The following is a 25,969-nucleotide window of genomic DNA, read 5'->3' on the forward strand; positions in this document are numbered from 1 at the left end:
ACAGTTTCTGCATCGAGCGGCCGTCAGTTCACTGCCATGAGCGTCTTTTCCGGACCATGAACACGGGATCGCGAACGGCCGATCCAGACACGCAGCAATGCCAGCAGCAGATCAAGGTCGACAGGCTTGGCGATGTAGTCGGAGGCGCCGGCGTCGAGGCACTTCTGCCGGTCGCCCTTCATTGCCTTGGCTGTGACCGAGATCAACGGGATATGGGCGATCGCCGGCATGCTGCGGATCTGCCGCATCGTCTCGTAGCCATCCATTTCCGGCATCATGATATCGATCAGTGCCGCATCGATGTCCGGGCTCTGCTCCAGAAGCGCGATACCTTCCCGGCCACGCTCCGCATGCAGCACCTGGATGTCATAGGTCTCGAGAACGCTGGTGAGTGAATAGATGTTGCGGATGTCGTCGTCGACGATGAGGACCTTTGCGCCGGCGAGGTCGAACTTGTCCGGCTGTTCGGCTGCCGCACTATTGTTGTCGTGGCCTCGCCCCGGGAGCGTCGCGGATATCAGGAGAGCCAGCTGCGCGAAATTCTCCGCCCGGGGAACGTCCGCCAATGCCGGATGCAAGGCGAGCGACTGTTGCAGCGCTTCCGGATGAGGCGCAAAGAACAGCAGCCGCGACACCGACTGTCCGAACAGGACGGCAATCTCATCCAGCATCTGGGCGTTGTCCTTGGCCGAGCGGCCAAAGCCGAGCACAACGGCATCATAGCCGGCGATGCCGATATCGTCCGCATTCGCGGCGACGCGGCTGATCGCCATGACCGAGGTGACGCCGTCGCGAATCGCGTCGATCAGCGAAAGGCGGCGCTCGGGATCGGGATCGGCAATCAGGACGCGGCGCTGGACGCGGAGCTTTCTGGAATGAATGTCGTGGAAGACCTTCATCAGTTCGTCCGACGATACGGGCTTGGTTGAAATGCTGGATGCACCCTTGCGGGCAAGCACCTCGATGTCTTCGGCGCCCGAGATGACATGAACGGGAATGTCCTTGGTTTTCGGGTCATGGCGAAGCAGATCGAACAACACCCAGCCGTCGATATCCGATAGTCCGAGATCGAGCGTAATCGCGTCGGGAACCAGCTTGCGTGCCAAAGCCAGCGTGCCGGAGCCCGCGGTCGACAGGACGCCTTTCAGCCCGGCCGAACGTGCAAGGCCGAGCAGCAAACCGCCGAAGGTCGGGTCGTCCTCGACGATCAGCACGACCCGATCTTCCGACGAGATCGTGTCGCGGTCATCGAGCAATTCGGAGGACGGCGGGCTCGGCTGCGCCGTCGTCGCGGCCACCTCCATCGCCGGCAGCAACGCCGCTTGCGGGGCCAAGGCCATCCGGGGTCCGTCGAATGGAATGACCAGAGTGAACGTCGAACCCTTGCCCGGCGTGCTCTCGACCCGCAATTCGCCGCCGAGCAGCCGGGCAATCTCCCGGCTGATCGAGAGCCCAAGCCCAGTGCCGCCATATTTGCGGCTTGTTGTGCCGTCGGCCTGCTGGAAGGCTTCGAAGATCAGCTTCTGCTTGTCCTGCGGAATACCGATGCCGGTATCGCTGACGACGATCGCGAGCGCCTCCATCGGTTGCGCCGAACCGTTGTGACGGCCCGCCTTTTCGGCCCGGAAATTCAAGCGGACCTCGCCTTGCGAGGTGAACTTGAACGCGTTCGACAAAAGGTTGAGCACGATTTGCTGCAATCGCTTCTCGTCGGTGCGGACGGTCTCCGGAAGCTCGGGATCGACGTTGATGGTGAAGCCAAGTCCCTTGTCGGTCGCCAGTTGCCGGAAGGTTCGCTCCATGTGCTGGCGAAGATGCACCACCGGCATGTCGTTGATGTCGATCGAGACGGTGCCCGATTCGATCTTCGACAGGTCGAGGATGTCGTTGATCAGGCTCAAAAGGTCGGTGCCGGCCGAATTGATGGTGCGCGCGAACTCGACCTGCTTGTCGTTGAGATTGCCCTGCTGGTTGGTTGCGAGCAGGTTTGAAAGGATGAGCAGCGAGTTCAGCGGCGTGCGCAGTTCGTGGCTCATATTGGCGAGGAATTCCGACTTGTATTTCGAGGTAAGCGCCAGCTGCTCGGCCTTCTCCTCCAGCGCCCGCCGCGCCATCTCGATTTCCAGGTTCTTGTTCTCCACCTGCTTCTTTTCGTTCTCGAGCAGCTGCGCCTTTTCCTGCAGCTCCTCGTTGGTGGCGTGCAGCTCCTCCTGCTTCTTGGTCAGTTCGGTCTGACGCGCCTGCAATTCCGAGGTCAGCAGCTGCGACTGCTTGAGCAGGCCTTCGGTGCGCATGGTGGCGGCGATGGTGTTGAGAACGATGCCGACGGATTCCATCAGCTGGTTGAGGAACGACTGGTGCGTGTCGCGGAATTCGCTGAACGAGGCGAGTTCGATGACGGCCTTCACCTCGTCCTCGAACAGAGCCGGAAGAATGATCACGTTCGCCGGCGCGGCATTGCCAAGGCCGGAGGTAACGCGCAGGAAATTCGGCGGCACATTGTCCAGCATGATGGCGCGCTTGTCGGCGGCACTCTGCCCGACAAGCCCTTCACGCAGATCGAGGCGTTGCTTGATTTCCGCCTTGCTTTCGGCGCCATAGGAGGCGGCGAGCTCCAGATAGAATTCATCCTCGTCGCGGTTGGTCACATAGAACACGCCATATTGCGCATTCACCAGCGGGGCGAGTTCGGACATGATGAGGCGCGAGACCGTGGCCAGGTCACGCTCGCCCTGCAGCATGCGCGAGAAGCGGGCGAGATTTGTCTTCAGCCAGTCCTGCTCGGCATTCTTCAGCGTCTGGTCCTTCAGATTGCGGATCATCTCGTTGATGTTGTCTTTCAGCGCCGCCACCTCGCCGGAAGCCTGGACGCTGATCGAGCGGGTCAGATCGCCCTTGGTCACCGCCGTCGACACCTCGGCGATGGCGCGCACCTGGGTGGTCAGGTTGGCCGCGAGCTGATTGACGTTGTCGGTCAGGTCGCGCCAAAGGCCGGCAGCGCCGGGCACCCGGGCCTGGCCGCCGAGCTTGCCTTCGATGCCCACTTCGCGGGCGACGTTGGTCACCTGGTCGGCGAAGGTCGCCAGCGTCTCGATCATGCCGTTGATGGTGTCGGCGAGCGAGGCGATCTCGCCCTTGGCATCGACCGTCAGCTTGCGCTTGAGATTGCCTTGCGCGACCGCGGTCACGACATCGGCGATGCCGCGCACCTGGTTGGTCAGGTTCGTCGCCATCAGATTGACGTTGTCGGTCAGGTCCTTCCAGGTGCCGGCGACGCCCTCGACCCGCGCCTGGCCGCCGAGCTTGCCCTCGGTGCCGACCTCGCGGGCGACACGCGTCACTTCGCCGGCAAAGGAGTTCAGCTGGTCGACCATGGTGTTGATCGTCGATTTCAGCTCCAGGATCTCGCCCTTGACGTCGACCGTGATCTTCTTCGACAGGTCGCCGCGCGCCACAGCGGTGGTCACCTCGGCGATGTTGCGGACCTGGCCGGTCAGGTTCTCGGCCATCGAATTCACATTGTCGGTCAGATCCTTCCAGGTGCCGGCAACGCCGCGCACCTGCGCCTGACCGCCGAGCTTGCCTTCTGTGCCGACCTCGCGCGCCACGCGTGTCACCTCCGAGGCAAAGGAATTGAGCTGGTCGACCATCGTATTGATGGTGTCCTTCAGCTCGAGGATTTCGCCGCGCACATCGACGGTGATCTTCTTCGACAGGTCGCCAAGCGCCACTGCCGTGGTCACCTCGGCGATGTTGCGCACCTGGCCGGTCAGATTGGCGGCCATCGCATTGACGTTGTCGGTCAGGTCTTTCCAGGTACCGGCAACACCGCGCACCTGCGCCTGGCCGCCGAGCTTGCCGTCCGAACCGACTTCGCGCGCCACGCGCGTCACCTCGGAGGCGAAGGAATTCAGCTGGTCGACCATCGTATTGATGACGTCCTTGATCTGCAGGATCTCGCCCAATGCATCGACGGTGATCTTCTGGGTCAGGTCGCCGGTCGCAATCGCGGTTGCTACCTTGGAGACGTCGCGTAATTGCACGGTCAGATTGCCGGCCATGGCATTGACGTTGTCGGTCAAATCTTTCCAGGTGCCGCCGACGCCCTCGACATGCGCCTGACCGCCGAGCTTGCCCTCCGACCCCACTTCGCGCGCCACACGCGTCACTTCCGAGGCGAAGGAATTGAGCTGATCGACCATCGTGTTGACGGTGTCCTTGAGCTCGAGGATTTCGCCCTTGACGTCGACGGTGATCTTCTTCGACAGGTCGCCGCGGGCAACGGCGGTCGTCACCTCGGCGATGTTGCGGACCTGGCCGGTCAGGTTGGCGGCCATCAGGTTGACGTTATCGGTCAGGTCCTTCCAGGTGCCGCCGACGCCCTTCACCTCGGCCTGGCCGCCGAGCTTGCCTTCGGTTCCGACCTCGCGCGCCACACGCGTCACTTCCGAGGCGAAGGAATTGAGCTGGTCGACCATCGTGTTGATGGTGTCCTTGAGCTCGAGGATTTCGCCCTGCACGGCGACGGTGATCTTCTTCGACAAGTCGCCCGAAGCGACCGCAGTCGTCACCTCGGCGATGTTGCGGACCTGGCCGGTCAGGTTCTCGGCCATCGAATTGACGTTGTCGGTCAAGTCCTTCCAGGTGCCGGCGACGCCGCGCACCTGAGCCTGGCCGCCGAGCTTGCCCTCGGTGCCGACCTCGCGGGCGACACGCGTCACTTCGCCGGCAAATGAGTTCAGCTGGTCGACCATGGTGTTGATGGTCGATTTCAGTTCGAGGATCTCGCCCTTGACGTCGACCGTGATTTTCTTCGACAGGTCGCCAAGCGCCACGGCCGTGGTCACCTCGGCGATATTGCGCACCTGGCCTGTCAGATTTTCGGCCATCAGGTTCACGTTGTCGGTCAGGTCCTTCCAGGTGCCGCCGACACCTTCGACGCGCGCCTGACCGCCGAGCTTGCCTTCTGTACCGACTTCGCGCGCGACGCGCGTCACTTCCGAGGCGAAGGAATTGAGCTGGTCGACCATCGTGTTGATGGTGTTCTTGAGTTCGAGGATTTCGCCTTTCACGTCGACGGTAATCTTCTTCGACAGGTCGCCGGAAGCGACGGCGGTCGTCACCTCGGCGATGTTGCGCACCTGCCCGGTCAGGTTCGTCGCCATGGCGTTGACGTTGTCGGTCAGGTCCTTCCAGGTTCCGGCCACACCTTTCACGCGAGCCTGGCCGCCCAGCTTGCCTTCGGTGCCGACCTCGCGCGCCACGCGCGTCACTTCCGAGGCGAAGGAGGCCAGTTGCCCGACCATGGTGTTGACGATCTTGCCGATGCGCAGAAACTCGCCGCGCAGCTGCCGGCCGTCGATTTCGACCATCATCGTCTGCGACAGGTCACCCTTGGCCACCGCGCCGATGACGCGCGCCACTTCGGCCGTCGGCTGAACCATGTCCTCGATCAGATCGTTGACGGAACGGACGCTCGATTCCCAACTGCCGGTGGCGTTGCGGACACGGCCGCGTTCGCCGATCCGGCCATCCTTGCCGACGACCTTGCTGAGGCGTTCGAACTCGCGCGTGACCTGATCGTTGAGTTCTACGATTTCGTTGAAGGTGTCGGCGATCTCGGAATCAAGGCCGGCGTAGACATTGTCGATACGAACGGAGAAATCACCGCTCCGAAAAGCCTTCAGCGCGTTCAGTATTTGACGACGGTCCAATTGCCTTGTGGATGCAAGCACGCTCACAGCGCCCCTCCCAGCTCACGGATTTCTTGAATGTCCTGGTGAAACTGTCCCCTGCGGCCGACACAACTCCCCGCAAGCGCAAGAACGCGGCATGCTCGATTTGGTTCCAGACGAAATTGCCGCTATGCGGCAGGAATTTCGCAGCCGCATTCACGAAACGACGAGCAACAAAGATCCATAATGATTGTATCGATCAATATTTCTGCCCAACGGAACATCTCGAAAAAACTCTCGTTGGTATAGATCGCGATCCAGCGATGCAACTCGATGGAGACACTAAGATGATGAAAATTCTCTCTGCATCCCTACTTGCTATCGGCCTGGCCACATCTGCCATGGCACAATCCATGGGCTCCGGGACCGGTAGCGCCGATGGCAATACCGGCGTCAACACAGGCACTTCCGGCGGCAACACCGGGACCGGCAGCGCAACTACCCCGAACACGATCGATCCGAACGCAACGAACGCCACCACGCCGCAGACAAACGGTATGGAGGACCGCTGTAAGGATACGGCGAGCAGCGATACCGACAACAATACCCCCAGCGGCGCCATGACGTCGGATATGCAGAACTGCAACAAGTAACGGAGTTTTGCGCAGCGGTCATTTCAGCCCGCGGCCTGGTCCAGACCGGTGCTCGCGGTTCAAACCACAGCCAGAAATATGCACAGACCGGGCACGGGCTCATTACTTCTGAATGGATCGGCGAGCCCAAGCCGGGCGGCCGATTAACTAGTCTCAGCTAGGTTCTGCGATAGGCGGCGGCCAGCCCGCCGGGCGGGGCGGCCGTTCTGCTGATTTTCGCGGAGAGAACTGGTGGAGCCAATCGGAATCGAACCGACGACCTCTTGAATGCCATTCAAGCGCTCTCCCAACTGAGCTATGGCCCCACTCCGGCAGTTCACCGGCGCCGTTTCCGGCGAAGAGATCCGGCGCGGGTTCTAGACCGCGCCGTTAGTGAAGGCGGCTTCTAACCCCGCCTTCAGTCAATATCAAGCCTTCAAGAACCGCTTTTTCTAAGCAGCGCCGCGAAAGCCGGCGAATGCGGTTCGCTCAGACTTCGTCGTCGTCTTCGCCGACGCCGATCATGTCGGCAACGTCGTCGTCTTCTTCCTCCTCGTCGGCGAGGAACGTGTCATCCTCGTCATCGCCAAGGTCAACGTCGTCTTCGTCATCGCCGAGATCGGGAAGCTCGTCGGCCTTCGCGTCCTCGTCCGCCTCTTCGAGCGAGACGACCTCGACGCCCTCTTCCTCCTCGGCGTCCACTTCCTTCTCGGCAACTTCCTCTTCCTCCTCGAGGGCGGCGATCTTGCCTTCTTCGAAATAGGAGCGCGGATAGCTCTTGCCCGTGTAAGGCGAGACGATCGGGTCCTTGTTCAAGTCATAGAATTTTCGACCTGTCTCCGGGTCGATGCGTTTGGTGCCAAGTTCGGGTTTTGCCACAGCAAGCCTCGTCGATGAAAGTTTGGTCCCCTTAACCAGAGTTTACGGCGCTGTCAAAGCGAAAAGCCGGCGTCCCAAAAAGCTTGAATTCGAAGGCCTTCATACCAAGGGGATGACCATTTCGGTACGCCATGATAGGAGACCCCGCAAACCAGCAGAAAATGGCCGGCCGCCGGCGTTTCCAGGAAAGAACCATGTCGCACACTGCCGCCCCGAAGCAGGCCACCGCCCGCAAATCATCTGGCCTTTCAGGCGCGGCACGGGTGCCGGGCGACAAGTCGATCTCGCACCGCTCGTTCATGTTCGGTGGCCTGGCCTCCGGCGAAACCCGCATCACCGGGCTGCTGGAAGGCGAGGATGTGATGCGTACGGGCGCTGCCATGAAGGCCATGGGCGCCCATATCGAGAAGCATGGCGCTGAGTGGGTGATCCGCGGTACCGGCAACGGCGCGCTGCTGCAGCCGGAAGGCCCGCTCGATTTCGGCAATGCCGGCACCGGCTCACGCCTCACCATGGGCCTGGTCGGCACCTATGACATGGAAACCACCTTCATCGGCGACGCCTCGCTGTCCGGCCGGCCGATGGGCCGGGTGCTCGAGCCGCTCCGCCAGATGGGCGTGCAGGTGCTGAAGGCGACGCCCGGCGACCGCATGCCGATCACGCTGCACGGGCCCAAGCACGCCGCGCCGATCACCTACCGCGTGCCGATGGCATCGGCACAGGTCAAGTCGGCGGTGCTGCTGGCTGGGCTGAACACGCCGGGCATCACCACCGTCATCGAGCCGGTTATGACGCGCGACCACACCGAAAAGATGCTCAAGGGGTTCGGCGCCAATCTGTCGGTCGAGACCGACGAGCGCGGCGTGCGCCACATTTTCATCGAAGGCCAGGGCAAGCTCATGGGGCAGACGATCGCGGTGCCTGGCGACCCCTCCTCGGCCGGCTTCCCGCTGGTGGCGGCGCTGATCGTGCCGGGCTCGGACATTACAATCGAAAACGTGCTGATGAACCCGACCCGCACCGGACTTCTGTTGACGCTGCAGGAAATGGGCGCGCGCATCGACATAATCGATCCGCGCAACGAAGGCGGCGAGGATGTTGCCGATCTGCGCGTGCGCTATTCCGAGCTGAAGGGCGTCACCGTGCCGCCCGAACGGGCGCCGACGATGATCGACGAGTATCCGGTGCTTGCCGTGGCGGCGAGCTTCGCCGAGGGCGAGACGCTGATGCTGGGGCTGGAAGAGCTGCGCGTGAAGGAATCCGACCGGCTGTCGGCGGTCGCCAACGGGCTGAAGCTCAACGGCGTCGATTGCAGCGAAGGCGAGGCCTCGCTTGTCGTGCGCGGAAAACCCGGCGGCAAGGGCCTCGGCCAGCATCCCAACGGACAGGGCACCATCGTCCAGACCCATCTCGACCACCGCATCGCCATGAGCTTTCTGGTGATGGGGCTGGCGACGGAAAAACCGGTGACCATCGACGATCAGGCGATGATCGCAACGAGCTTTCCGGAATTCATGGGACTGATGAAGGGGCTGGGCGCGGAGATCGAGTAGCTTGATGGCAATCAATAGCCTTGGGGGTTGGGGCCAAACTGGAACGTCGGCGGGACAGCGCCCCCCTCTGTCCTGCCGGACATCTCCCCCACAAGGAGGGAGATTGGCAGCTTCGGCGCTCCGCTCAATCCTGCGACGTAGACAATTGGCGAAAGCCGCGATGGCCGCCGATCTCCCCCCAAGTGGGGGAGATGTCCGGCAGGACAGAGGGGGGCGCGAAGGATCGCCACGCCTATCTGGATCATTGCGCTTTTCGATTCCGGTGGGCGGCCAATGACCCCAACCTTCACCATCGCCATCGACGGCCCTGCCGGCGCCGGCAAAGGCACCCTCGCCCGACGGCTCGCCGATCACTACCGGCTGAACCTGCTCGATACCGGCCTTACCTATCGCGCAGTGGCGCATGCGCTGCTTCGGCTTGGCCTACCGCTGGACAATGTCTCGGCTGCCGAGACCGCGGCGCGCCAGGTCGACCTGGCAAAGCTCGACCGGGCGGTCCTGTCGGCGCATACGGTCGGCGAGGCCGCCTCGAAAGTTGCCGTCATCCCGTCGGTGCGGCGCATCCTGGTCGAGAAACAGCGCGAGTTTGCAAAAACACCGCCTGGCGCGGTGCTCGACGGCCGCGACATCGGCACTGTCGTCTGTCCCGATGCCGACGTAAAACTCTATGTCACGGCCAGTGCCGAGGTGCGGGCAAAGCGGCGGCTGGATGAAATCGAGAGCATCGGCGGCACTGCCAATTTCGACGAAATCCTTGCCGATATCGTGCGCCGCGACGAGCGCGACATGGGCCGCATGGACTCGCCCTTGAAGCCGGCCGCCGATGCGCACTTGCTCGACACGTCGGAAATGGCTATAGAAGCCGCGTTTCTGGCAGCTCGGGCGATCATCGACGATGTCCTGGCCAAGAGAAACGAAGCCTGAGCCGGGTTTTCCTGCCGCCGCCGATTGCCGGCGACAAAAAGACTTCCCATATCGGGTATGAACCAGCCTGCTAGCATTCTTCATGCGCCGGAATTGCCGCTCAAGGGCGGCCAAGGGCTTTTTGCCCGGAACGCCGGCAGGCCAACGCAACGCTAACCCACGGCGCCCGCCCCGCGACAGATTGCGGGGCATTCCAGGAGAAACTATGTCAGTTGCAAATCCCACTCGCGATGATTTCGCGAGCCTGCTCGAAGAATCATTTTCCGCCGGCCATTCCGGCGAAGGCCAGGTCGTCAAGGGCATCATCACCGCCATTGAGAAGGACATGGCCATCATCGACGTCGGCCTCAAGGTCGAAGGCCGCGTGCCGCTGAAGGAATTCGGCGTCAAGGGCAAGGACACGACGCTCAAGGTCGGCGACACGGTCGAGGTCTATGTCGAGCGTATCGAGAACGCGCTTGGCGAAGCCATGCTGTCGCGCGAAAAGGCCCGCCGCGAAGAGAGCTGGGTCCGTCTCGAAGAGAAGTTCACCAAGGGCGAACGCGTCGAAGGCGTCATCTTCAACCAGGTCAAGGGCGGCTTCACCGTCGACCTCGACGGTGCCGTGGCCTTCCTGCCGCGCAGCCAGGTCGATATCCGTCCGATCCGCGACGTCTCGCCGCTGATGCACAACCCGCAGCCCTTCGAGATCCTCAAGATGGATCGCCGCCGCGGCAACATCGTGGTGTCGCGCCGCACCGTGCTTGAGGAAAGCCGCGCCGAACAGCGTTCGGAAATCGTGCAGAATCTCGAAGAAGGCCAGGTGGTCGAAGGCGTCGTCAAGAACATCACCGACTATGGTGCGTTCGTCGACCTCGGCGGCATCGACGGCCTGCTGCACGTCACCGACATGGCATGGCGCCGCGTCAATCATCCGACCGAAATCCTCAATATCGGCCAGACGGTCAAGGTGCAGATCATCCGCATCAACCAGGAAACCCACCGCATCTCGCTCGGCATGAAGCAGCTCGAGAGCGATCCGTGGTCCGAGATCGGCACCAAGTTCCCGATCGGCAAGAAGATCAAGGGTACCGTCACCAACATCACCGACTACGGCGCGTTCGTCGAGCTGGAGCCGGGCATCGAAGGCCTCATCCACGTTTCGGAAATGTCGTGGACCAAGAAGAACGTGCATCCCGGCAAGATCCTGTCGACGACGCAGGAAGTCGACGTGGTGGTGCTCGAAGTCGATCCGGCCAAGCGCCGCATCTCGCTCGGCCTCAAGCAGACGCTGGAGAACCCGTGGGAGGCCTTCGCGCGCAGCCATCCGGTCGGCAGCCAGGTGGAGGGCGAGGTCAAGAACAAGACCGAGTTCGGCCTGTTCATCGGCCTCGAAGGCGACGTCGACGGCATGGTCCACCTTTCCGACCTCGACTGGACCCGTCCGGGCGAGCAGGTGATCGAAGAGTACAATCGCGGTGACATGGTCAAGGCGCAGGTGCTCGACGTCGACATCGACAAGGAGCGCATCTCGCTCGGCATCAAGCAGCTGGCCAAGGACACGGTCGGCGAAGCAGCGACGTCAGGCGAACTGCGCAAGAACGCAGTCGTCACCTGCGAGGTTATCGGCGTGAAGGATGGCGGTCTGGAAGTGCGGCTGGTCGACAGCGGCATCGAGACCTTCATCAAGCGCTCCGACCTCAGCCGTGACCGCGACGAGCAGCGCCCCGAGCGCTTCACCGTCGGCCAGAAAGTCGACGCCCGCGTCATCGCCTTCGACAAGAAGACCCGCAAGCTGCAGGTTTCGATCAAGGCGCTGGAAATCGCCGAAGAGAAGGAAGCGGTCGCTCAGTACGGCTCAACCGATTCCGGCGCTTCGCTGGGCGATATTTTGGGTGCCGCGCTGAAGAAGCAGGGCAGCTAAGCCAATACCGCGCCTCGCGCGGGTTATAAACGAAACAAATAGCCCCGCCGGAACGATCCGGCGGGGCTTTTGCTTGTGACCTTTGCTTGCGACGGACCGCAGGCTCAGGCCCGGCCGTAGAGTGGCACCAGCGTGCCGCTGATCGCCATGTTGGCCGGCGAGGCAAGGTAGGCAATGGCCTCGGCGGCCGCTTCAAGGCTGACCCATCTGCTGAAATCTGCGTTCGGCATGTCAGCCCGGTTGGCCGGCGTGTCGAGCGTCGAGGGCGCCACGGCATTGACCAGAATGCCGTTGCCCTTCAGCTCTTCGGCCATCGCCACGGTCATCGCGGCGACTGCCGCCTTGGCGGCGGCGTACGCCACCTTGCCGGAGCCGCGCCGCGGATCGAGCCCGGCTCGCGCGGTGACATTCACGATGCGGCCCGGCACGGAAGATTCCAGCATCGAGCGTATCGCCGCGCGGCAGCACAGGAAGGTGGTGCGGGCATTGGTGTCCATCATCTCGGCGAAGGAGGCGGGTTCGATCTTCTCGACCGGCGCCGCGGTGAAGCCGCCGGCCAGATGCACCGATGCCCATAGATCTGGAACGCTGGCATAGAAGGCGTCGACCTTGGCAGGATCGGCAAGGTCGACATTATGCGCCAGCCTGACGCGGTCATGCGCCGGGAAAGGGAAATGCGCAGGCGCGGCAGCGTGAGCGTTGGGCACATGGCAGATCGCGCCCTGCTCCAGCAGTTTCCCTACGACCGCGCCGCCAAGGGCACCGGTGCCGCCGGTCACCACGATATGTCTGCCGTCCAGTGTTTCCGTCATATTCGACCGCTCCGTCATTGCGCGCCGCCGATGCGGAAGGTCGCGCCTTTCGCGCGATCACTCAACCGAAATCTCGATGACGTAAGGTCGTCCAGTCACCCGCGCGCGCCCAAGCGCGTCCGCCAAGCCGCCGGTGCCGGAAATCCGCTCGGCGGCAATGCCGTAGGCTTCGGCCAATTTGCAGAAATCCGGCGGTGCCGGGGAGACGCCGACCGGCTCGACGCCGACGTCAAGCATCGAGGTTTCGATCTCGCGGTAGCCACGATTGTTCCAGACGGCGAAGATCACCGGCGCCGCCGCGTCGAGCGCGGCGCCCAGTTCCGGCAGGGTGAACTGGAAGCCGCCGTCGCCGGTGAGGCAAACGACCGGCGCCTCAGGCCTGGCAAGGACGGCTCCGATCGCCGCCGGCGGGCCATAGCCGAGTGCGCCGAAGCCGGTGGCGGCGTTGAACCAGCCGCCCGGCCGGTCATGATCGTAATAGAGGTTGGCGGCATAGACCGGCTGGGTCGAATCGCCGACGATGATCGCGCCAGGCAGCGCATCGCGGATCGTCTCGACGGCGCGCAGTTGCGCCTGCATAGCCGGGCCGATCTCGGCAAAGGCCGCTTGTCGCGTCGCGGCGGCGCGAGCGGCGCCGTCGACCGATTGCGCCTGGCCCGTGCCGAGTTCGGCACGTAGCGCCTCGAGCGCTGCACCGCAATCGGCCTGGATCGAAATCCGGGCCGACCGGCGGGCAAGCTGGTCGGCGCCGATGTCGATGCGGATCAGATTGGCTGGCAGGACAAAACCGCCGTCGCCATAGCCGTCATAGTCGGTCTGACCGAATTCGGTGCCGGCGGCGATGACCAGGTCGGCGCCGGCCATCAGCGCACGCACCGCCTTCAGGCTGGGGCTGGCCGGCACGCCAAGCGGATGGCGATAGAGCAGGCCGCGCGCATTGGCGGTCTGGACGACCGGCGCTCCCAACCTCTCGGCCAGGCGCTGCAACGGCGCTTCGGCAGCTTTGGCGCCGCCGCCGGCCAGGATAAGCGGCCGGCGGGCAGACGCGCATAGCCTTGCCGCCTCGGCAATCGCCGCTACATCCGGCTCGGGCGGCGCTGAATTCCGCAGCAGCGGCACGATGCCGTTGGCCGGCACGGTCATTACATCGGTCGGGATCTCAATATGCACCGGACCCGGACGCGAGGATGAGAACAGTGCAAAGGCGCGGGCGAGCACGCCGGGCAGTTCGCCGGGCTCGGTGACACGGTGCGAAAACAGCGCCACCTTCTCCATCATGCCGCGCTGGTCCGGCAGTTCATGCAGATGGCCAAGGCCTTTGCCCAGCGTCGGTGTGGCGTTGACGCCCGAGATTACCAGCATCGGCACCGAATCGGCGCGCGCCTGGCCCATGGCGGTGATGGTGTTGGTCAGCCCCGGCCCGGTGATGACGAAGACGATACCCGGCCTGCCGCTGGCGCGCGCATAGCCGTCAGCCATGAAGCCGGCGCCCTGCTCGTGGCGCGGCGTGACGTGACGGATCTTCGATCGCGCAAGCCCGCGATAGAGCTCGACCGTGTGTACGCCGGGAATGCCGAAGACGGTGTCGACGCCGTGCGCTTCGAGCAAGGTGATGAGCGCTTCGCCGATGGTCGTCATTGTCTTAGCACCGGGCGCGTGAGGCAGGTAGGGCCGCCCTCGCAGGCAATGCACAGGGCATCGGCCTCGAATGTCGAGACCGTACAGCCGGCGGCTTGCATGGCAGCCGCCGTCTTCGGAAAACCGGCAACGGCGATAACCTGGCGCGGCGCGGTCGGCAGCACGTTGAGGCTGAGCCCATTCGAGGCGAAGAATTCGTCGGCGTCGCCCTCGACCAGCCGAATGCCGCGTTCGCGCAGCATCTGGTGGAAGGCGACCGGCAGGAGGGGCGCATAGACCAGCGCCAGATCGTCTGCGAGCGGGCTGATCACCGACATCAGATGCAGGCAGGCCTCCTCGCCCTGCCAGAGCGGCAGGTCGAAGCCATAGACCTGGATGCCTTTGGGTGAAAGCAGGTTGGAGAGCTGCTGGATGCCGTGCTGATTGGTGCGCACGCCGCGGCCGATGGCCAGCGTGTTTGCATCCACCCACACGCAGTCGCCGCCCTCGACCTGGCCGGGAGCCTCGATTCGGCCGAGGACGGGGATGCCCATGCGCCCATAGGCTGCCTCGTGGAGGCTGGGCTCGGGCCGGCGCAGCGCCTTGCCCATGGCAAGGATGACCGCGCCATGATCGGTCATCAGCGAGGGATCGTGGGTAAAAACCGAATCGGCAAGCCCGTCGTCGGCGTCACTCAGCCATTCGATTTCGGCGCCTGAGGCCGAAATCAGCCTGGCCAGCGCATCATGCTGGACCGCCGCTTTTTGCGGATTGAAGCCGGGGCCATAGTGCCACTCCAGCGCTTCGGCCCGACGCATGGCGCCGGCAGCGGAGCGCATCAGCACGCGCTGCAGCGTCCCGGCCATCGACTGCGACCCGTATGCTTTGCCCACTAAATTCTCCTGAAACGCGCCTCTCCTGCCAATAGCCACTCGGCAGGCGGTGATCAATGGTCCAAAAAACTGCGGTTGACGGAGACAAGCGGAACGGTCCATCTTGAGAATCGGAACGCTGTCCAGTGACGGGTAATGGGTAAAAAATTCCAGCAAGGACTGCCTCGGCTGCTCTGCGGGGCACCGCGACGATGACAGCGCCGGCCACTGCCCTGAAGCATACGGCGCAGAACGGCGCTGCCGAAGCCATCCACGTCGAGAACCTGCACAAGAATTTCGGCAAGCTGCATGTATTGAAGGGCGTTTCGCTGTCGGCGCGCGATGGCGAGGTGATCGCCATCATTGGCGGCAGCGGCTCGGGCAAATCGACGCTGCTGCGCTGCATCAACTGCCTGGAGAACCCGACCAGCGGCATTATCCGGGTCAATGGCGAAGAGATAAAGCTGAAGGCCGACAGCTACGGCCACACCGTGCCCGCAGACCGCAAGCAGATCGAACGCATCCGCTCCAAGCTTGGCATGGTCTTCCAGAACTTCAATCTGTGGAGCCACATGACGTTGATCGAGAACGTCATCGAGGTTCCCGTGCATGTGCTCGGCGTCAAGCGCGATGTGGCGATCGGCGAGGCGGAAAAATTGCTCGCCCGCGTTGGCTTGGCCGAAAAACGCGACGTCTATCCTGCCTATCTGTCGGGCGGCCAACAGCAGCGCGCCGCGATCGCCAGGGCGCTGGCCATCAATCCGCGCGTCATGCTGTTCGATGAGCCGACTTCGGCGCTCGACCCGGAACTCGTCGGCGAGGTGCTGAAGGTGATCGGCGACCTGGCGCGCGAAGGCCGCACCATGGTGCTGGTCACCCATGAGATGAAGTTTGCCCGCGAGGTCGCGACGCACGTCGTTTACCTCCATAACGGGCTGGTCGAGGAAGAAGGGCCGCCGGAACAGATCTTCGGCGCACCTAAATCCGAAAGGCTGAAGCAGTTCATCCGCAACATCAGTTAAACTGTGGGCGGACGAAAACCGGGAACAACAACAAAACTGGGAGTCATGACGATGAAGATTATTCTCAAGACCTTTGCCGCAGCGCTGCTGGTTGGCGTTGCCGCCATGGGCGTGGCCAAGGCCGATCCGGTCAAGATCGGTGTCGCTGCCGAGCCCTATCCGCCGTTCACCTCGCCGGATGCTTCCGGCAAATGGGTCGGTTGGGAAATCGAATTCATCGACGCTGTCTGCGCCGAAGAGAAGCTCGACTGCGTCATCACGCCGGTCGCCTGGGACGGCATCATCCCGGCGTTGACGACCAAGAAGATCGACGTCATCGCCAGCTCGATGTCGATCACCGACGAACGCAAGAAGACGATCGACTTCTCCGACAAATATTACAACACCCCGACTGCGATCATCGGGCCGAAGGACCAGAAGTTCGGCTCGACACCGGAGGACCTCAAGGGCAAGATCATCGGCGTCCAGGTCTCGACCGTACACGCCGACTACGCCAAGAAGCACTTCGCCGACGCGGCGGAAATCAAGGAATACCAGACCCAGGACGAGGCCAACCAGGATCTTGCCGCCGGCCGGGTCGACGCGGTGCAGGCCGATTCCATCGCCCTCGACGCCTTCCTGAAATCGGACCAGGGCAAGCAATGCTGCGATCTGAAAGGCATGGTCGCGCCGGATCTGGCCATTCTCGGGCCCGGCGTCGGCGCCGGCGTCCGCAAGGAAGACAGCGAGTTGAAGGAAAAGATCAACGCCGGTATCAAGGCCATCCGCGCCAACGGCAAATATGACGAGATTTCGAAGAAGTACTTCGACTTTGATATTTACGGCTCCGACACGCAGTCGAACTGACGGCCTCATCCATGAGCGATTAACCACGCGGCCCCGATAGAGCCGCGTGGTTGGTCGAAATCCATCGACGCGAGCTTCCGCGGGCGGAAATCGCCGGCGGTTTTAGCGCCAGCAATTCGAGGGCGACGCTGATCGACGCATTTGTTCCGGCTTGGGCCGCCTCTGCCATCGCGCTTCTCTCGCCCGTGCCGCCGGGCTGGGGTGGAACGCTCATCGTCGGGCTGCTCCATACGATCGAGATTGCGGTCGGCGCCACCTGTCTCGGCCTTTTGATCGGCATCGGCGGCGCCTCCGGCAAGCTGTATGGTGGTCCGGTGGTGCGCGATCTCCTGGCAGTCTATACGACCGTCGTGCGCGCCGTGCCGGAGCTGGTGCTGATCCTTCTGCTCTATTACGCCGGCACCGACCTGATCAATCAGATGCTGACGGCAACGGGCTATCAGCGTATGGACATTAGCGGGCTGGCGGCCGGCATTGCCGTGCTCGGCTTCGTCCAGGGCGCCTATTCGACCGAGGTGATCCGCGGCGCGATCCTCGCCATTCCGCAGGGCCAGATCGAAGCCGCGCGCGCCTATGGCATGTCTCCCGGCCTGCTGCTGCGGCGCATCACGCTGCCGGCGATGCTGCCGTTCGCCATACCCGGCCTTGCCAATCTCTGGCTGATCGCCACCAAGGACACAGCCCTGCTGGCGGTCGTCGGCTTTTTCGAGCTGACATTGGCGACACGGCAGGCGGCCGGCGTGACCAAAGCCTATCTGACATTCTTTATCGCCGCCGGCGCGATCTACCTTCTGTTGACGCTGGTTTCGAATCTGATCATCGGCCGCATCGAGACATGGGCCCGCCGCGGCATGCCGTCGCTCAAGGAGGCCCGGTGATGGCTGGCCCGGCGATGACTGGCGAAGCGGCCGTCGAGATAGCCGCACGCGCTTCGCTGTGGCTGAAGCCGCATCGTATCGCGCTGATCCTGATCGCGCTGGGGCTGGTTTTGGCGGCGGCCGTCTTCATGCGCTGGGACTGGCTGCCGAAATATTACGGGATGGGACTGCTCGGCATCTGGCGCGCGCTGTGGATTCTTGCCGTCACCTGCACGCTGGGCTTCCTGCTCGCCATGCCGCTCGGACTGGCACAAGCCGCAGGCTCTTTCTGGTTCGCGGCGCCCGCCAAGGCCTTCTGCACGGTCATCAGGGGAACGCCGCTGCTGCTGCAGCTCTGGTTGCTCTATTACGGGCTGGGCTCGCTGTTTCCACAATATCCATGGATTCGCGAGTCCTGGATGTGGCCCTATCTGAGGCAGGCATGGCCCTATGGCGTGCTCGGGCTGACGCTGTCCTTCGCCGGCTATGAGGGCGAGGTGATGCGAGGCGCTTTTGCCGGCGTACCGAAAGGCCAATTGGAAGCCGCCCGCGCCTTCGGCATGAGCCGCTGGAGGATTTTCCGGCGAATCTGGCTGCCGCAGGCCTTCTACCGCGCGCTGCCGACACTGACGGGCGAAATCGTGCTGCAGCTGAAATCGACGCCGCTGGTGGCGACCATCAGCGTGATCGACATATTCGCCGTCTCTTCAAAGGTGCGTCAGGATACCTACCTCACCTATGAACCCTTGCTGCTCCTGGCGTTGATCTATATGGCGATCACCGGCATTCTCGTCTTCACCCTGGGCAAGATCGAGGCGCGGATTCCGAACAAGATCGGTTAGCGAATAGGGAGTAGTGAATAGCGAATAGTTTTGCTGATTTCCCTACTCGCTACTCCCTATTCGCTACTCGCTGAAATTTCAGGGCAGCTACGATGCAACTCAGTCTCGACCAGGCGACAGGGCTGTGCCGGATGGCCGCACTTGGCGCTGGCGCCAACGAAGAGGCGGCGCAGTCGCTGGCTGCCTCGATCGTCGCGGCCGAGGCGGAAGGACTGTCGACCGTTGGGCTGTCGCACTTCATCGATTATCTCGAAGCGCTGGAAGCCGGCCGCATCGACGGCAACGCCGATCCGGTGATCACCAGGCCGGCGCTCGCGGTCTATCTCTCCGATGCGCGCGGCGGACTGGCGCATACCGGTTTCGACCGCACGATCGATGAACTCGCCAAGGCGGCGCGGCTGTTCGGCGTCGCGATTTTTTCGCAGAAGAATGCCTATACGTGCGGCGCGCTCGGCTATTTCACCGGAAGGCTGGCCGCGCAGGGATTGGTGTCGTTCGCCGCCACCAACGGCCCGGCCATGCTTGCCGGCTCGGGCTCGGTCAAGCCGGTCTACTGCACCAACCCGATGTCCTTTGCGGCACCCGCCGCGGACGGGGCGGCGCTGGTCATCGACCAATCGTCGAGCGCCACCGCCTTCGTCAACATCCGCAAGGCGGCCGAGGACGGCAAGAAGATACCCGAAGGCTGGGCACTGGATGCGAGCGGCAATCCGACCACGGACCCGGCAGCTGCAATGAAGGGCGCCATGCTTGCCTTCGGCGGCCAGCGCGGCGCCAACATCGCGCTGATGGTCGAGGTGCTGGCTGCGGGCCTGTCGGGCGCCAACTGGTCGCTCGATGCGCCATGGTTCAGCGGCGGGCCGGACAGTCCGGGGACCGGCCTGTTCGTGCTTGCCGTCGAGCCCAAGCTGCTCGATCCGGACTTCGAAAAGCGGATGAAGGATCAACTCGACCGGCTGCGGCGGCGCTATGGCGTGCATGTGCCGGGGCGTGCCCGGGCCGAGGCCGCGGAGAAGGCGGCGGCGCGCGGCATAAGCGCGCCGAAAGCCGTGGTGCAGCGCATTTCCGAATTCGCCGCCCGCTATTCGTCCTGAAGAAATTCGTTTGTCCGATGAGCGGCTGAGAACGCCGGCCGATCCGGCAGCGCGAGCCTACTTCCCGCAATAATGATCGTTGATGACGTTCGCCGCATTCGCGTCCGGCCCTACCCTGTTGTAGGAGCAGGGTTCGGCGGCCGTCGTGAACAGGTGGTTGTCATAGTAGCGCGGGCCACCGAACAGAATGTCGATGATGTTGCCGTTGGCCGGAACGTAGCGTTCGGGTTGAGCTTGGTGGTGATGCCGGTTTGCCGCGAATGCCGAGGCACCAATGCTGCAGCCTGTTGCGAAAGCCAGAGCGAAGATCGCAACGCGTTTTGTCGTCATCGGCAATATCCTCCATTCGGAATCAAACCATACATCCTAAAATCGCCGGCCGGAACAAAGGTTCCTGTCCCGAATGGAGTTACCCTAAAGCCCGGCGTCGGCGGGTTTTCTGCCGTTTCCAACGGATACTGGAAATCATGCTTCAACAATGCCGGGCGACCGATGGTCACCCTTTGCCTTTGGCGCGAAACCGACTATGAAACGGCTTCAACCAAGCCATCTGGATAGCCGCCGGAGCCAGCCATGACCGAAATCCTGCAGACCCCAAAGCTCGTGGTCGTGTTCGGCGGCTCCGGCTTTGTCGGTCGTCATGTCGTGCGGGCGCTGGCCAAGCGCGGCTACCGCATCCGGGTTGCCTGCCGTCGGCCCGATCTCGCCGGCCACCTGCAGCCGCTCGGCAATGTCGGGCAGATCCAGCCGGTGCAAGCCAATGTCCGGGTGCGCTGGTCGGTCGACCGCGCCGTGCAAGGCGCGGACCATGTCGTCAACCTGGTGGCGATCGCGCATGAGGCCGGCCGGCAGAAATTCACTGCCGTCCACGAGTTCGGCGCGCGCGCTGTCGCTGAAGCGGCGCGCGCCGTCGGCGCCGGCCTCACCCACATCTCGGCTCTGGGAGCGGATCTCCACGCGCAATCGGACTACGCGCGTACCAAGGCGCTCGGCGAAAAGGCCGTTCTGGAGACGGTCCAAGACGCCGTGATCTTGCGGCCATCGATCAATTTCGGGCCAGAGGACGGTTTCTTCAACCGCTTTGCCAACATGGCCCGCTTTTCCCCGGTGCTGCCGCTGATCGGCGGCGGGCAGACGAAATTCCAGCCGGTCTATGTCGGCGACGTCGCCGAAGCGGTGGCGCATTCGGTCGACGGCAAGGTCCAGGGCGGCCGGATATATGAACTCGGCGGGCCGCAAGTGCTTACCTTCAAGGAATGCATGCAACAGCTGCTTATCATCATCGAACGCAAGCGGTTTTTGCTGCCCGTGCCATGGTGGCTGGCGAACCTCCAGGCATCAATTCTCGGGCTGTTGCCCAATCCGTTGTTGACCAAGGACCAGGTCCTGCTGTTGCGCCAGCACAATGTCGTGTCGGAAGCCGCCGTCAAGGACAACCGGACGCTCGCCGGCCTCGGGATCCAGCCACGGTCGATCGGAACCATCCTGCCCAGCTATCTCTGGCGCTACCGCGCCGCCGGCCAGTTCCAACGCAAGTCCGCCGCATAATACGAACGGACGTCCGGTTGCCTACGAGGCGCGCCGGGTGACCTGCATCGGCAGGCCGCCTTGCGGCTGCGTCGTCAGCTTCTGCACCGGCCAGGGGCGGGTTTCCGCGGTGGCGTCGAAACGGTAGCGCGACAGCATGATCGCCAACGCGATGATTGCCTCCTGCATGGCAAAGCTGGCGCCGATGCAGACGCGAGGCCCGGCGCCGAACGGCAAATACTGGAAACGGTCGATCTTCTCGCGGTTTCCCGGATGGAAGCGTTCCGGCATGAAGGCGTCGGGCCTGTCCCACAGCTTGCGATGGCGGTGGACGACCCACGGCATCACCAGCACCGCGGCACGTCGCGGTATGTAGAGGCCGTTCCAGGTTTCGGGCTCGATCGGTTCGCGGTTGATCGATGGCGCCGGCGGATAGAGCCTGAGCGCCTCTTCGAAGGCGGCACGGGTGAGCGGCATGGCGTCGAGCCATTTCGTCGGGTCGGGCTCACGCGCCAGCACGGCATCGATCTCGTGCTCGATCTTTTCGCGCTCCCACGGCGCTTCGGCAAGGCAGTAGAGCGTCCAGCCGAGCGCCCTGGCCGTAGTCTCGTGGCCGGCACCGATGAAGGTGATGATGTTGTCCTCGACCTCGGCCCGGGTCAGCCCGCCCGGTCCCTCCGCTTTCAACAGCAGCGTGAGAAAATCCTGCGGCACGGTGTCCGGAGCGCGCCTCAGCCGCGCCTCGCGCATCTGCACCGTGTCGGTGACGATCTTGCGGAAGTAGGCCATGGTCTTGCGGCCGCGGATGCGGGTCAGACGCGGCAGCCAATCGGGTGCCCGCAACAGGTCGAGCGGATCGACCCGACCCATGGTCTCGAACAGGCGGTCGATCTCCTTGGCAAAGCTGCCCGGCTCGCCTGAAATCTCACCGGAAAACAGCGTCTCGGCCAGGATGTCAAAGGTAAGCAGCGTCATGTCGTGAGCGATGTCGAACGTGCCGCCGCCCTCGTAGCGCGTGACGAACTCCCGCGTGCGCCTCAGCATCGGCTCGGCAAAACCGAAGATATGGCGCGGCGTGAACACCGGCGCCATGGCCTTGCGTGAACGCCTCCACACCTCGCCCTCGGCGGTCAGCAAGCCGTCGCGCAGGATCGGCCGCAGGATCAGCTGGCGAACCGTCGCCATCTTGTAGTTCTTGGCGTTATCGACCAGCACGTGGCGAATGAGACCGGGGTCGTTGGCGATGACCAGCGGCCCGCCGATGCCGGTCACCGAAATCCAGGGCTCGTTGTAGGTCGGGTCGCCCCACAGTTCGAGCGGATTGCGGTAGACGATGCGGATCATCTCCAGCGTCGAGGGCGGCGCGGTGCGCGGCTTCGGCGCCGGCGGGACGAAGGGGACGGGCTGACTGTCCATGACTTGCTCCGCTGACACCTCAATGTAGTGGCGGGCAAGGCAGGCGTCCATGTGAGCGGACGACAAGGTGATGCATCCGCTGTCTGGAATGTGACCCGGGCACCGGAAAGTGCCTGCTTGCTGTGTCCGGCTGCGTGTCTTAGGTGGCAGCACCACAGATGTCAGAACCGGCGGGAGCCTGCCTTGAAGCACCAGTTGAACGTCATCATCGGCAGCACGCGGCCGGGCCGCGCCGGACCCGCTTTCGCAAAGTGGCTGGAGAGCTTTGCGCGCGAGCATGGCAAATTCGAGCCGGTGCTCACTGACATCGCCGCATTCAACCTGCCGGTGCTGGACGAGCCGCGTCATCCGAGACTCGGCAAATACGAAAACAGCCACACGAAAGCCTGGTCGAAAGCAATCGACGCAGCCGACGCATTCGTCTTCGTAGCGCCGGAATACAATTATTTCACCGCTCCCGCGATCGTCAACGCGGTCGACTACCTGCTCAGGGAATGGCGATACAAGCCGGCCGCCATCCTCAGCTACGGCGGTGTCTCCGGCGGTTTGCGAGCGGCGCAGGCGGTCAAACCGTTGCTGACCGCCGTCGGTGTCATGCCGATTCCGGAAGGCGTGGCGCTGCCGATGTACCAGAAGCTGCTCGACGAGACCGGCGCCTTCCTGCCCAGCGAGCAGGTGCTCGGCGGGGCCAGGACCATGCTGGACGAGCTGTTCCGCTGGAGCGAAGCGCTGAGGCCGATGCGCGCCAGCTAACAACGCGAACGGCCGAACTGGCCGATGCCATAACTTGCTCATGCCATAAAGAGATGGAATGCTCCGGCAAATGACCGGGCCGGGGCGGTTCGATTTGCGTTTTCTGTTTGCCTTGCTGCTGATCCTCTCGACGGCCTCCGCTGCAATGGCGGAACGGCGCGCTGCGCTGGTCATCGCCGAGAACGACTACCGGCTGATCCGGCCGCTCGCCAATCCCGTCAATGACGGCGAGATCATGGAAACGGTGCTGAGGAAGCTCGGTTTCGAGGTCTTCCTCGAAACCAACCGCGACCTGCGGCGCATGCGCCGGGCGCTTGACGATTTCCGCGAGGATGCCAAAGGCGCCGACGTGGCACTGGTGTTCTTCTCCGGCCACGGCGTCGAGATAGCCGGCGAGAATCGGCTCCTGCCGGTCGATGCAGACGCGTCGTCGCTCGCTACGCTGGAACGGACCAGCCTGCCGCTGGAGGAGATCCGCGCGACCGTCGCCGCCACCAGCGAGGTCGGACTGATCGTGCTCGATGCCTGCCGCAGCGATCCGTTTGCGGCTACGGGCGGCGAAGGCCGCGGCGCAACGGCGCTGGTAAAAGAGGTCAGCGACAAGGTCCGGCCGGGTCTTGGCCGCATCGGGCGGGCAGAAAACATCCTGTTTGCCTTCTCGGCGGCGCCCGGCGAGACCGCCGCGGATGGGACGGACCAGAATTCGCCGTTTACCGCGGCGCTGACGAAATACCTCGGCACCGAAGGTCTCGAGATCCGCTCCGTGCTGACGCTCGTGCAGCAGGAGGTTTACGACCTCTCGCGTGGCAAGCAATTGCCCTATGTCGAGAGCGGCCTGCCGCAGCTGTTCTTTGCCGCCTCGGCCAAGGAGAAATTGCCGGAACGCGAACGCCTGTTGCTGGCCATGGCCGAGGTGACGCCTCAGATGCGCGGCGAAGTGGAGAAGATCGCCAGCGACGCCGACATGCCGCTGGCACCGCTCTATGGCGCGTTGATCAGTTCCGATGCCGGCCACCTCTCCGCGGACAGTCTGAACGCCAGGCTGCGTGAGGCAGCCGACGCCTTCGTCAAGGTGCGGAGCGAAATGCAGACGCTTGGATCCGACGATCTCAGAGTGTCGGCGTTGCGCCGGCAGGCCGAAGAGCAGCTTTCGCTGGGAGCGTTCGATGCGGCGCGGAAAAAGCTCGCCGAGGCAGCCGAGATCGACAGTGTCTCTCGCAACGCTTTGAAGGCCAATTTCGTCAGCCGCACGCTCTCCGAGGCCGCAACGCGCTATTTGTCCGGCGGGGCGGCGCGCGCCGACCTCGACTACGCCACAGCCATCAAGGACTATGAGTCCGTGCTCGCGCTTTATGGCGAAGCCGGACAGGTGGTGCTGTCGCTCGACGATGCCGACCGCTTGATCCGCACGCTGGACGAGCTCGGCAAGCTCTATACCACGATCGGCAATATCGATGCGGCCGGCCGCGCGTTCGAGGCGCTGCAAGCCGATCTTGAGCGGCGGTCGCATCATGAAACCGATCCCAACGTGAAGCGCGACTTCGCCGTCAGCCACGTCAAGCTCGGCAACGTGCGGATTGCGCAAGGCAATCTGCCGACAGCGCTGCAGAATTATGAGACGGCCAAGACCATTCTGCAGGGCCTGACCGAGGCAGAACCGGCTAATCTGGAGTGGTTCGGCGACCTCGCCATGGCCGACGACAAGATCGGCAACGTATTGGCGACGCAAGGCGATCTGGCCGGCGCCGCAGAGGTCTACCAGGAAAGCCTGTCGATCAAGAAGCAGCTCGCCGCCGGAGAGCCGGACCGTGCCGAACTGCAGCGCGACCTGACCATCACCTACGATGAGATCGGTCACCTTGCCCATATCGCAGGCCAACTGGACAACGCACAGGCGGCCTATGAAGAGAGCCTGAAGGTGCGGCTGGCGCTCGCGGCGGACAAACCGGGAGACGCCGACCGGCAGCGTGACGTCTCGGTCAGCCACGATACGATAGGCGACCTGCTGCGCGAACGCGGCGACGCCGCCGGGGCGCTGGCGGCCTACAAGGAAGGTCTGGCGATCGTCAAGCAACTGGCGAAACGCGATCCGGACGACACCGAGTTGAAGCGCGACCTGTCGGTCGGCAACGCCAAGATCGGCAATGCGCTGAGCGACCAGCAGAATTGGCCGGCGGCACTTTCGGCTTATCGTAAGGCACTTTCGCAGGCCAGCGCGCTCGCCGCCGGCGACCCGAACAACACCGAATGGCAGCGCGACCTTTCCGTGTGCATCGAGAAAGTCGCCGGCGTCCTGGCGATACAGGGCGACCACAAAGGCGCGCTGAAAGCCTATCTGGACAGCTACGCGATTGCGCAGAGGCTGGCCAAGCTCGATCCCGCCAATTCCGACTGGCAGCGGGACTTGTCGATAACGCTGTCCGAAGTCGCCACGCTGCGCCTCAGGCAGCGCGACGTCAGGGGCGCCCGGCAAGCCCTTCAGGACAGTCTGGCCATTCGCGAGAAACTTGCCCGGTCCGATCCGGACAACGCCACCTGGCAGCGCGACCTGGTGGTCGCCTATATCGACTACGCCCAAGTCGCAAAGGACCCGAAGGCTGTGCTTTCCAAGGCGCTCGACATGACGCTCGAGCTCGACCGGAGCGGGCGGTTGGCACCGCGCCACAAGTTCATGATCAAGTTTTTACGTGAGCGGCTGGCCAGGATCGAAGCCAGGCGCCGATAGCCTGCTCACGCGATGGTCAT

Annotated in this window: 19 protein-coding genes and 1 tRNA gene; 12 read left to right on the plus strand and 8 right to left on the minus strand. The window is 63.5% G+C overall.

Annotated elements, in window-relative coordinates:
* Nucleotides 1-23: 23 nt before the first annotated feature.
* Nucleotides 24-5,735, minus strand: a complete 5,712-nt coding sequence (locus NKH99_RS01435; protein WP_353012456.1) for a HAMP domain-containing protein — start codon at nt 5,733-5,735, stop codon at nt 24-26.
* Here NKH99_RS01435 and NKH99_RS01440 point away from each other — a divergent pair.
* A complete protein-coding gene (locus tag NKH99_RS01440; protein ID WP_353012175.1) occupies nt 5,726-6,328 on the plus strand; it encodes a hypothetical protein in 603 nt (200 codons plus the stop codon). The genes NKH99_RS01435 and NKH99_RS01440 overlap by 10 nt on opposite strands.
* 229 nt (nt 6,329-6,557) lie before the next feature.
* Here the strand turns inward: NKH99_RS01440 and NKH99_RS01445 are convergent.
* Together NKH99_RS01445 and NKH99_RS01450 are read right to left on the minus strand one after the other, a co-directional pair.
* Nucleotides 6,558-6,633, minus strand: a tRNA-Ala gene (locus tag NKH99_RS01445).
* A gap of 163 nt (nt 6,634-6,796) precedes the next feature.
* Nucleotides 6,797-7,186 carry a TIGR02300 family protein gene (locus NKH99_RS01450; RefSeq protein ID WP_023676282.1) on the minus strand — a complete coding sequence of 130 codons (390 nt, stop codon included), beginning with the start codon at nt 7,184-7,186 and terminating at the stop codon, nt 6,797-6,799.
* Between the two features lie 194 nt (nt 7,187-7,380).
* Between NKH99_RS01450 and aroA the strand changes: the two genes are divergently transcribed.
* The 3 genes from aroA to rpsA all read left to right on the plus strand — a co-directional run bounded on the left by aroA (nt 7,381) and on the right by rpsA (nt 11,566).
* A complete protein-coding gene (gene aroA / locus NKH99_RS01455) occupies nt 7,381-8,739 on the plus strand; it encodes a 3-phosphoshikimate 1-carboxyvinyltransferase (protein WP_353012177.1) in 1,359 nt (452 codons plus the stop codon).
* A gap of 273 nt (nt 8,740-9,012) precedes the next feature.
* A complete protein-coding gene (gene cmk, locus NKH99_RS01460; RefSeq protein WP_353012179.1) occupies nt 9,013-9,663 on the plus strand; it encodes a (d)CMP kinase in 651 nt (216 codons plus the stop codon).
* Nucleotides 9,664-9,868: 205 nt separating this feature from the next.
* Nucleotides 9,869-11,566, plus strand: a complete 1,698-nt coding sequence (gene rpsA / locus NKH99_RS01465; protein WP_023676278.1) for a 30S ribosomal protein S1 — start codon at nt 9,869-9,871, stop codon at nt 11,564-11,566.
* A 104-nt stretch (nt 11,567-11,670) separates the two neighbouring features.
* Here rpsA and NKH99_RS01470 read toward each other — a convergent pair whose 3' ends face one another.
* The 3 genes from NKH99_RS01470 to NKH99_RS01480 are packed head-to-tail and all read right to left on the minus strand — an operon-like array spanning nt 11,671 to nt 14,861.
* Nucleotides 11,671-12,378, minus strand: a complete 708-nt coding sequence (locus NKH99_RS01470; protein ID WP_352464463.1) for an SDR family NAD(P)-dependent oxidoreductase — start codon at nt 12,376-12,378, stop codon at nt 11,671-11,673.
* Nucleotides 12,379-12,435: 57 nt separating this feature from the next.
* Entirely contained in the window at nt 12,436-14,016 is a 1,581-nt protein-coding gene (locus NKH99_RS01475; protein WP_353012183.1) for a 5-guanidino-2-oxopentanoate decarboxylase, read from the minus strand.
* The gene (locus tag NKH99_RS01480; protein ID WP_352830595.1) at nt 14,013-14,861 is read right to left on the minus strand and encodes a dimethylarginine dimethylaminohydrolase family protein; all 849 of its coding nucleotides are present in this window, start codon (nt 14,859-14,861) and stop codon (nt 14,013-14,015) included. The genes NKH99_RS01475 and NKH99_RS01480 overlap by 4 nt, the downstream gene beginning before the upstream one ends.
* A gap of 218 nt (nt 14,862-15,079) precedes the next feature.
* Between NKH99_RS01480 and NKH99_RS01485 the strand changes: the two genes are divergently transcribed.
* From NKH99_RS01485 to NKH99_RS01505, 5 genes are all read left to right on the plus strand, one after another.
* Nucleotides 15,080-15,889, plus strand: coding sequence for an ABC transporter ATP-binding protein (locus NKH99_RS01485; protein WP_023676274.1), 810 nt, complete (start codon nt 15,080-15,082; stop codon nt 15,887-15,889).
* 51 nt (nt 15,890-15,940) lie between these two features.
* Entirely contained in the window at nt 15,941-16,735 is a 795-nt protein-coding gene (locus NKH99_RS01490) for a transporter substrate-binding domain-containing protein (RefSeq protein ID WP_353012185.1), read from the plus strand.
* A 212-nt stretch (nt 16,736-16,947) separates the two neighbouring features.
* The gene (locus NKH99_RS01495; protein WP_352470177.1) at nt 16,948-17,613 is read left to right on the plus strand and encodes an ABC transporter permease; all 666 of its coding nucleotides are present in this window, start codon (nt 16,948-16,950) and stop codon (nt 17,611-17,613) included.
* Nucleotides 17,614-17,627: 14 nt separating this feature from the next.
* Entirely contained in the window at nt 17,628-18,434 is an 807-nt protein-coding gene (locus NKH99_RS01500) for an ABC transporter permease (protein WP_352470176.1), read from the plus strand.
* A 92-nt stretch (nt 18,435-18,526) separates the two neighbouring features.
* The gene (locus NKH99_RS01505; protein ID WP_353012187.1) at nt 18,527-19,528 is read left to right on the plus strand and encodes an Ldh family oxidoreductase; all 1,002 of its coding nucleotides are present in this window, start codon (nt 18,527-18,529) and stop codon (nt 19,526-19,528) included.
* 57 nt (nt 19,529-19,585) lie between these two features.
* On the opposite strand, the gene NKH99_RS01510 is transcribed toward NKH99_RS01505, so the two are convergent.
* Entirely contained in the window at nt 19,586-19,858 is a 273-nt protein-coding gene (locus NKH99_RS01510) for a hypothetical protein (protein ID WP_352454720.1), read from the minus strand.
* A gap of 243 nt (nt 19,859-20,101) precedes the next feature.
* On the opposite strand from NKH99_RS01510, the gene NKH99_RS01515 reads away from it, so the two are divergent.
* On the plus strand, nt 20,102-21,076 hold the full coding sequence (locus tag NKH99_RS01515; protein WP_352501121.1) for a complex I NDUFA9 subunit family protein: 975 nt from the start codon (nt 20,102-20,104) through the stop codon (nt 21,074-21,076).
* A gap of 21 nt (nt 21,077-21,097) precedes the next feature.
* Here NKH99_RS01515 and NKH99_RS01520 read toward each other — a convergent pair whose 3' ends face one another.
* Nucleotides 21,098-22,471 (minus strand): cytochrome P450, encoded by a 1,374-nt coding sequence (locus tag NKH99_RS01520; protein WP_353012190.1) that lies wholly within the window; start codon nt 22,469-22,471, stop codon nt 21,098-21,100.
* A 183-nt stretch (nt 22,472-22,654) separates the two neighbouring features.
* Between NKH99_RS01520 and NKH99_RS01525 the strand changes: the two genes are divergently transcribed.
* Nucleotides 22,655-23,224 carry an NADPH-dependent FMN reductase gene (locus NKH99_RS01525; protein WP_353012193.1) on the plus strand — a complete coding sequence of 190 codons (570 nt, stop codon included), beginning with the start codon at nt 22,655-22,657 and terminating at the stop codon, nt 23,222-23,224.
* 58 nt (nt 23,225-23,282) lie between these two features.
* The gene (locus NKH99_RS01530; RefSeq protein ID WP_353012196.1) at nt 23,283-25,949 is read left to right on the plus strand and encodes a caspase family protein; all 2,667 of its coding nucleotides are present in this window, start codon (nt 23,283-23,285) and stop codon (nt 25,947-25,949) included.
* Nucleotides 25,950-25,969: the final 20 nt, after the last annotated feature.

It is taken from the genome of Mesorhizobium sp. M0854 (assembly GCF_040319815.1).
Lineage (GTDB): Bacteria > Pseudomonadota > Alphaproteobacteria > Rhizobiales > Rhizobiaceae > Mesorhizobium.

What these genes read in the sequence shown, in the direction of transcription:
- NKH99_RS01440 (WP_353012175.1), top strand. Translation starts at nt 5,726, where the DNA reads ATGCAAGCACGCTCACAGCGCCCCTCCCAGCTCACGGATTTCTTGAAT.
- aroA (WP_353012177.1), top strand. Translation starts at nt 7,381, where the DNA reads ATGTCGCACACTGCCGCCCCGAAGCAGGCCACCGCCCGCAAATCATCT.
- cmk (WP_353012179.1), top strand. Translation starts at nt 9,013, where the DNA reads ATGACCCCAACCTTCACCATCGCCATCGACGGCCCTGCCGGCGCCGGC.
- rpsA (WP_023676278.1), top strand. Translation starts at nt 9,869, where the DNA reads ATGTCAGTTGCAAATCCCACTCGCGATGATTTCGCGAGCCTGCTCGAA.
- NKH99_RS01470 (WP_352464463.1), bottom strand. Translation starts at nt 12,378, where the DNA reads ATGACGGAAACACTGGACGGCAGACATATCGTGGTGACCGGCGGCACC.
- NKH99_RS01475 (WP_353012183.1), bottom strand. Translation starts at nt 14,016, where the DNA reads ATGACGACCATCGGCGAAGCGCTCATCACCTTGCTCGAAGCGCACGGC.
- NKH99_RS01480 (WP_352830595.1), bottom strand. Translation starts at nt 14,861, where the DNA reads ATGGCCGGGACGCTGCAGCGCGTGCTGATGCGCTCCGCTGCCGGCGCC.
- NKH99_RS01485 (WP_023676274.1), top strand. Translation starts at nt 15,080, where the DNA reads ATGACAGCGCCGGCCACTGCCCTGAAGCATACGGCGCAGAACGGCGCT.
- NKH99_RS01490 (WP_353012185.1), top strand. Translation starts at nt 15,941, where the DNA reads ATGAAGATTATTCTCAAGACCTTTGCCGCAGCGCTGCTGGTTGGCGTT.
- NKH99_RS01500 (WP_352470176.1), top strand. Translation starts at nt 17,628, where the DNA reads ATGACTGGCGAAGCGGCCGTCGAGATAGCCGCACGCGCTTCGCTGTGG.
- NKH99_RS01505 (WP_353012187.1), top strand. Translation starts at nt 18,527, where the DNA reads ATGCAACTCAGTCTCGACCAGGCGACAGGGCTGTGCCGGATGGCCGCA.
- NKH99_RS01510 (WP_352454720.1), bottom strand. Translation starts at nt 19,858, where the DNA reads ATGACGACAAAACGCGTTGCGATCTTCGCTCTGGCTTTCGCAACAGGC.
- NKH99_RS01515 (WP_352501121.1), top strand. Translation starts at nt 20,102, where the DNA reads ATGACCGAAATCCTGCAGACCCCAAAGCTCGTGGTCGTGTTCGGCGGC.
- NKH99_RS01520 (WP_353012190.1), bottom strand. Translation starts at nt 22,471, where the DNA reads ATGGACAGTCAGCCCGTCCCCTTCGTCCCGCCGGCGCCGAAGCCGCGC.
- NKH99_RS01530 (WP_353012196.1), top strand. Translation starts at nt 23,283, where the DNA reads ATGCTCCGGCAAATGACCGGGCCGGGGCGGTTCGATTTGCGTTTTCTG.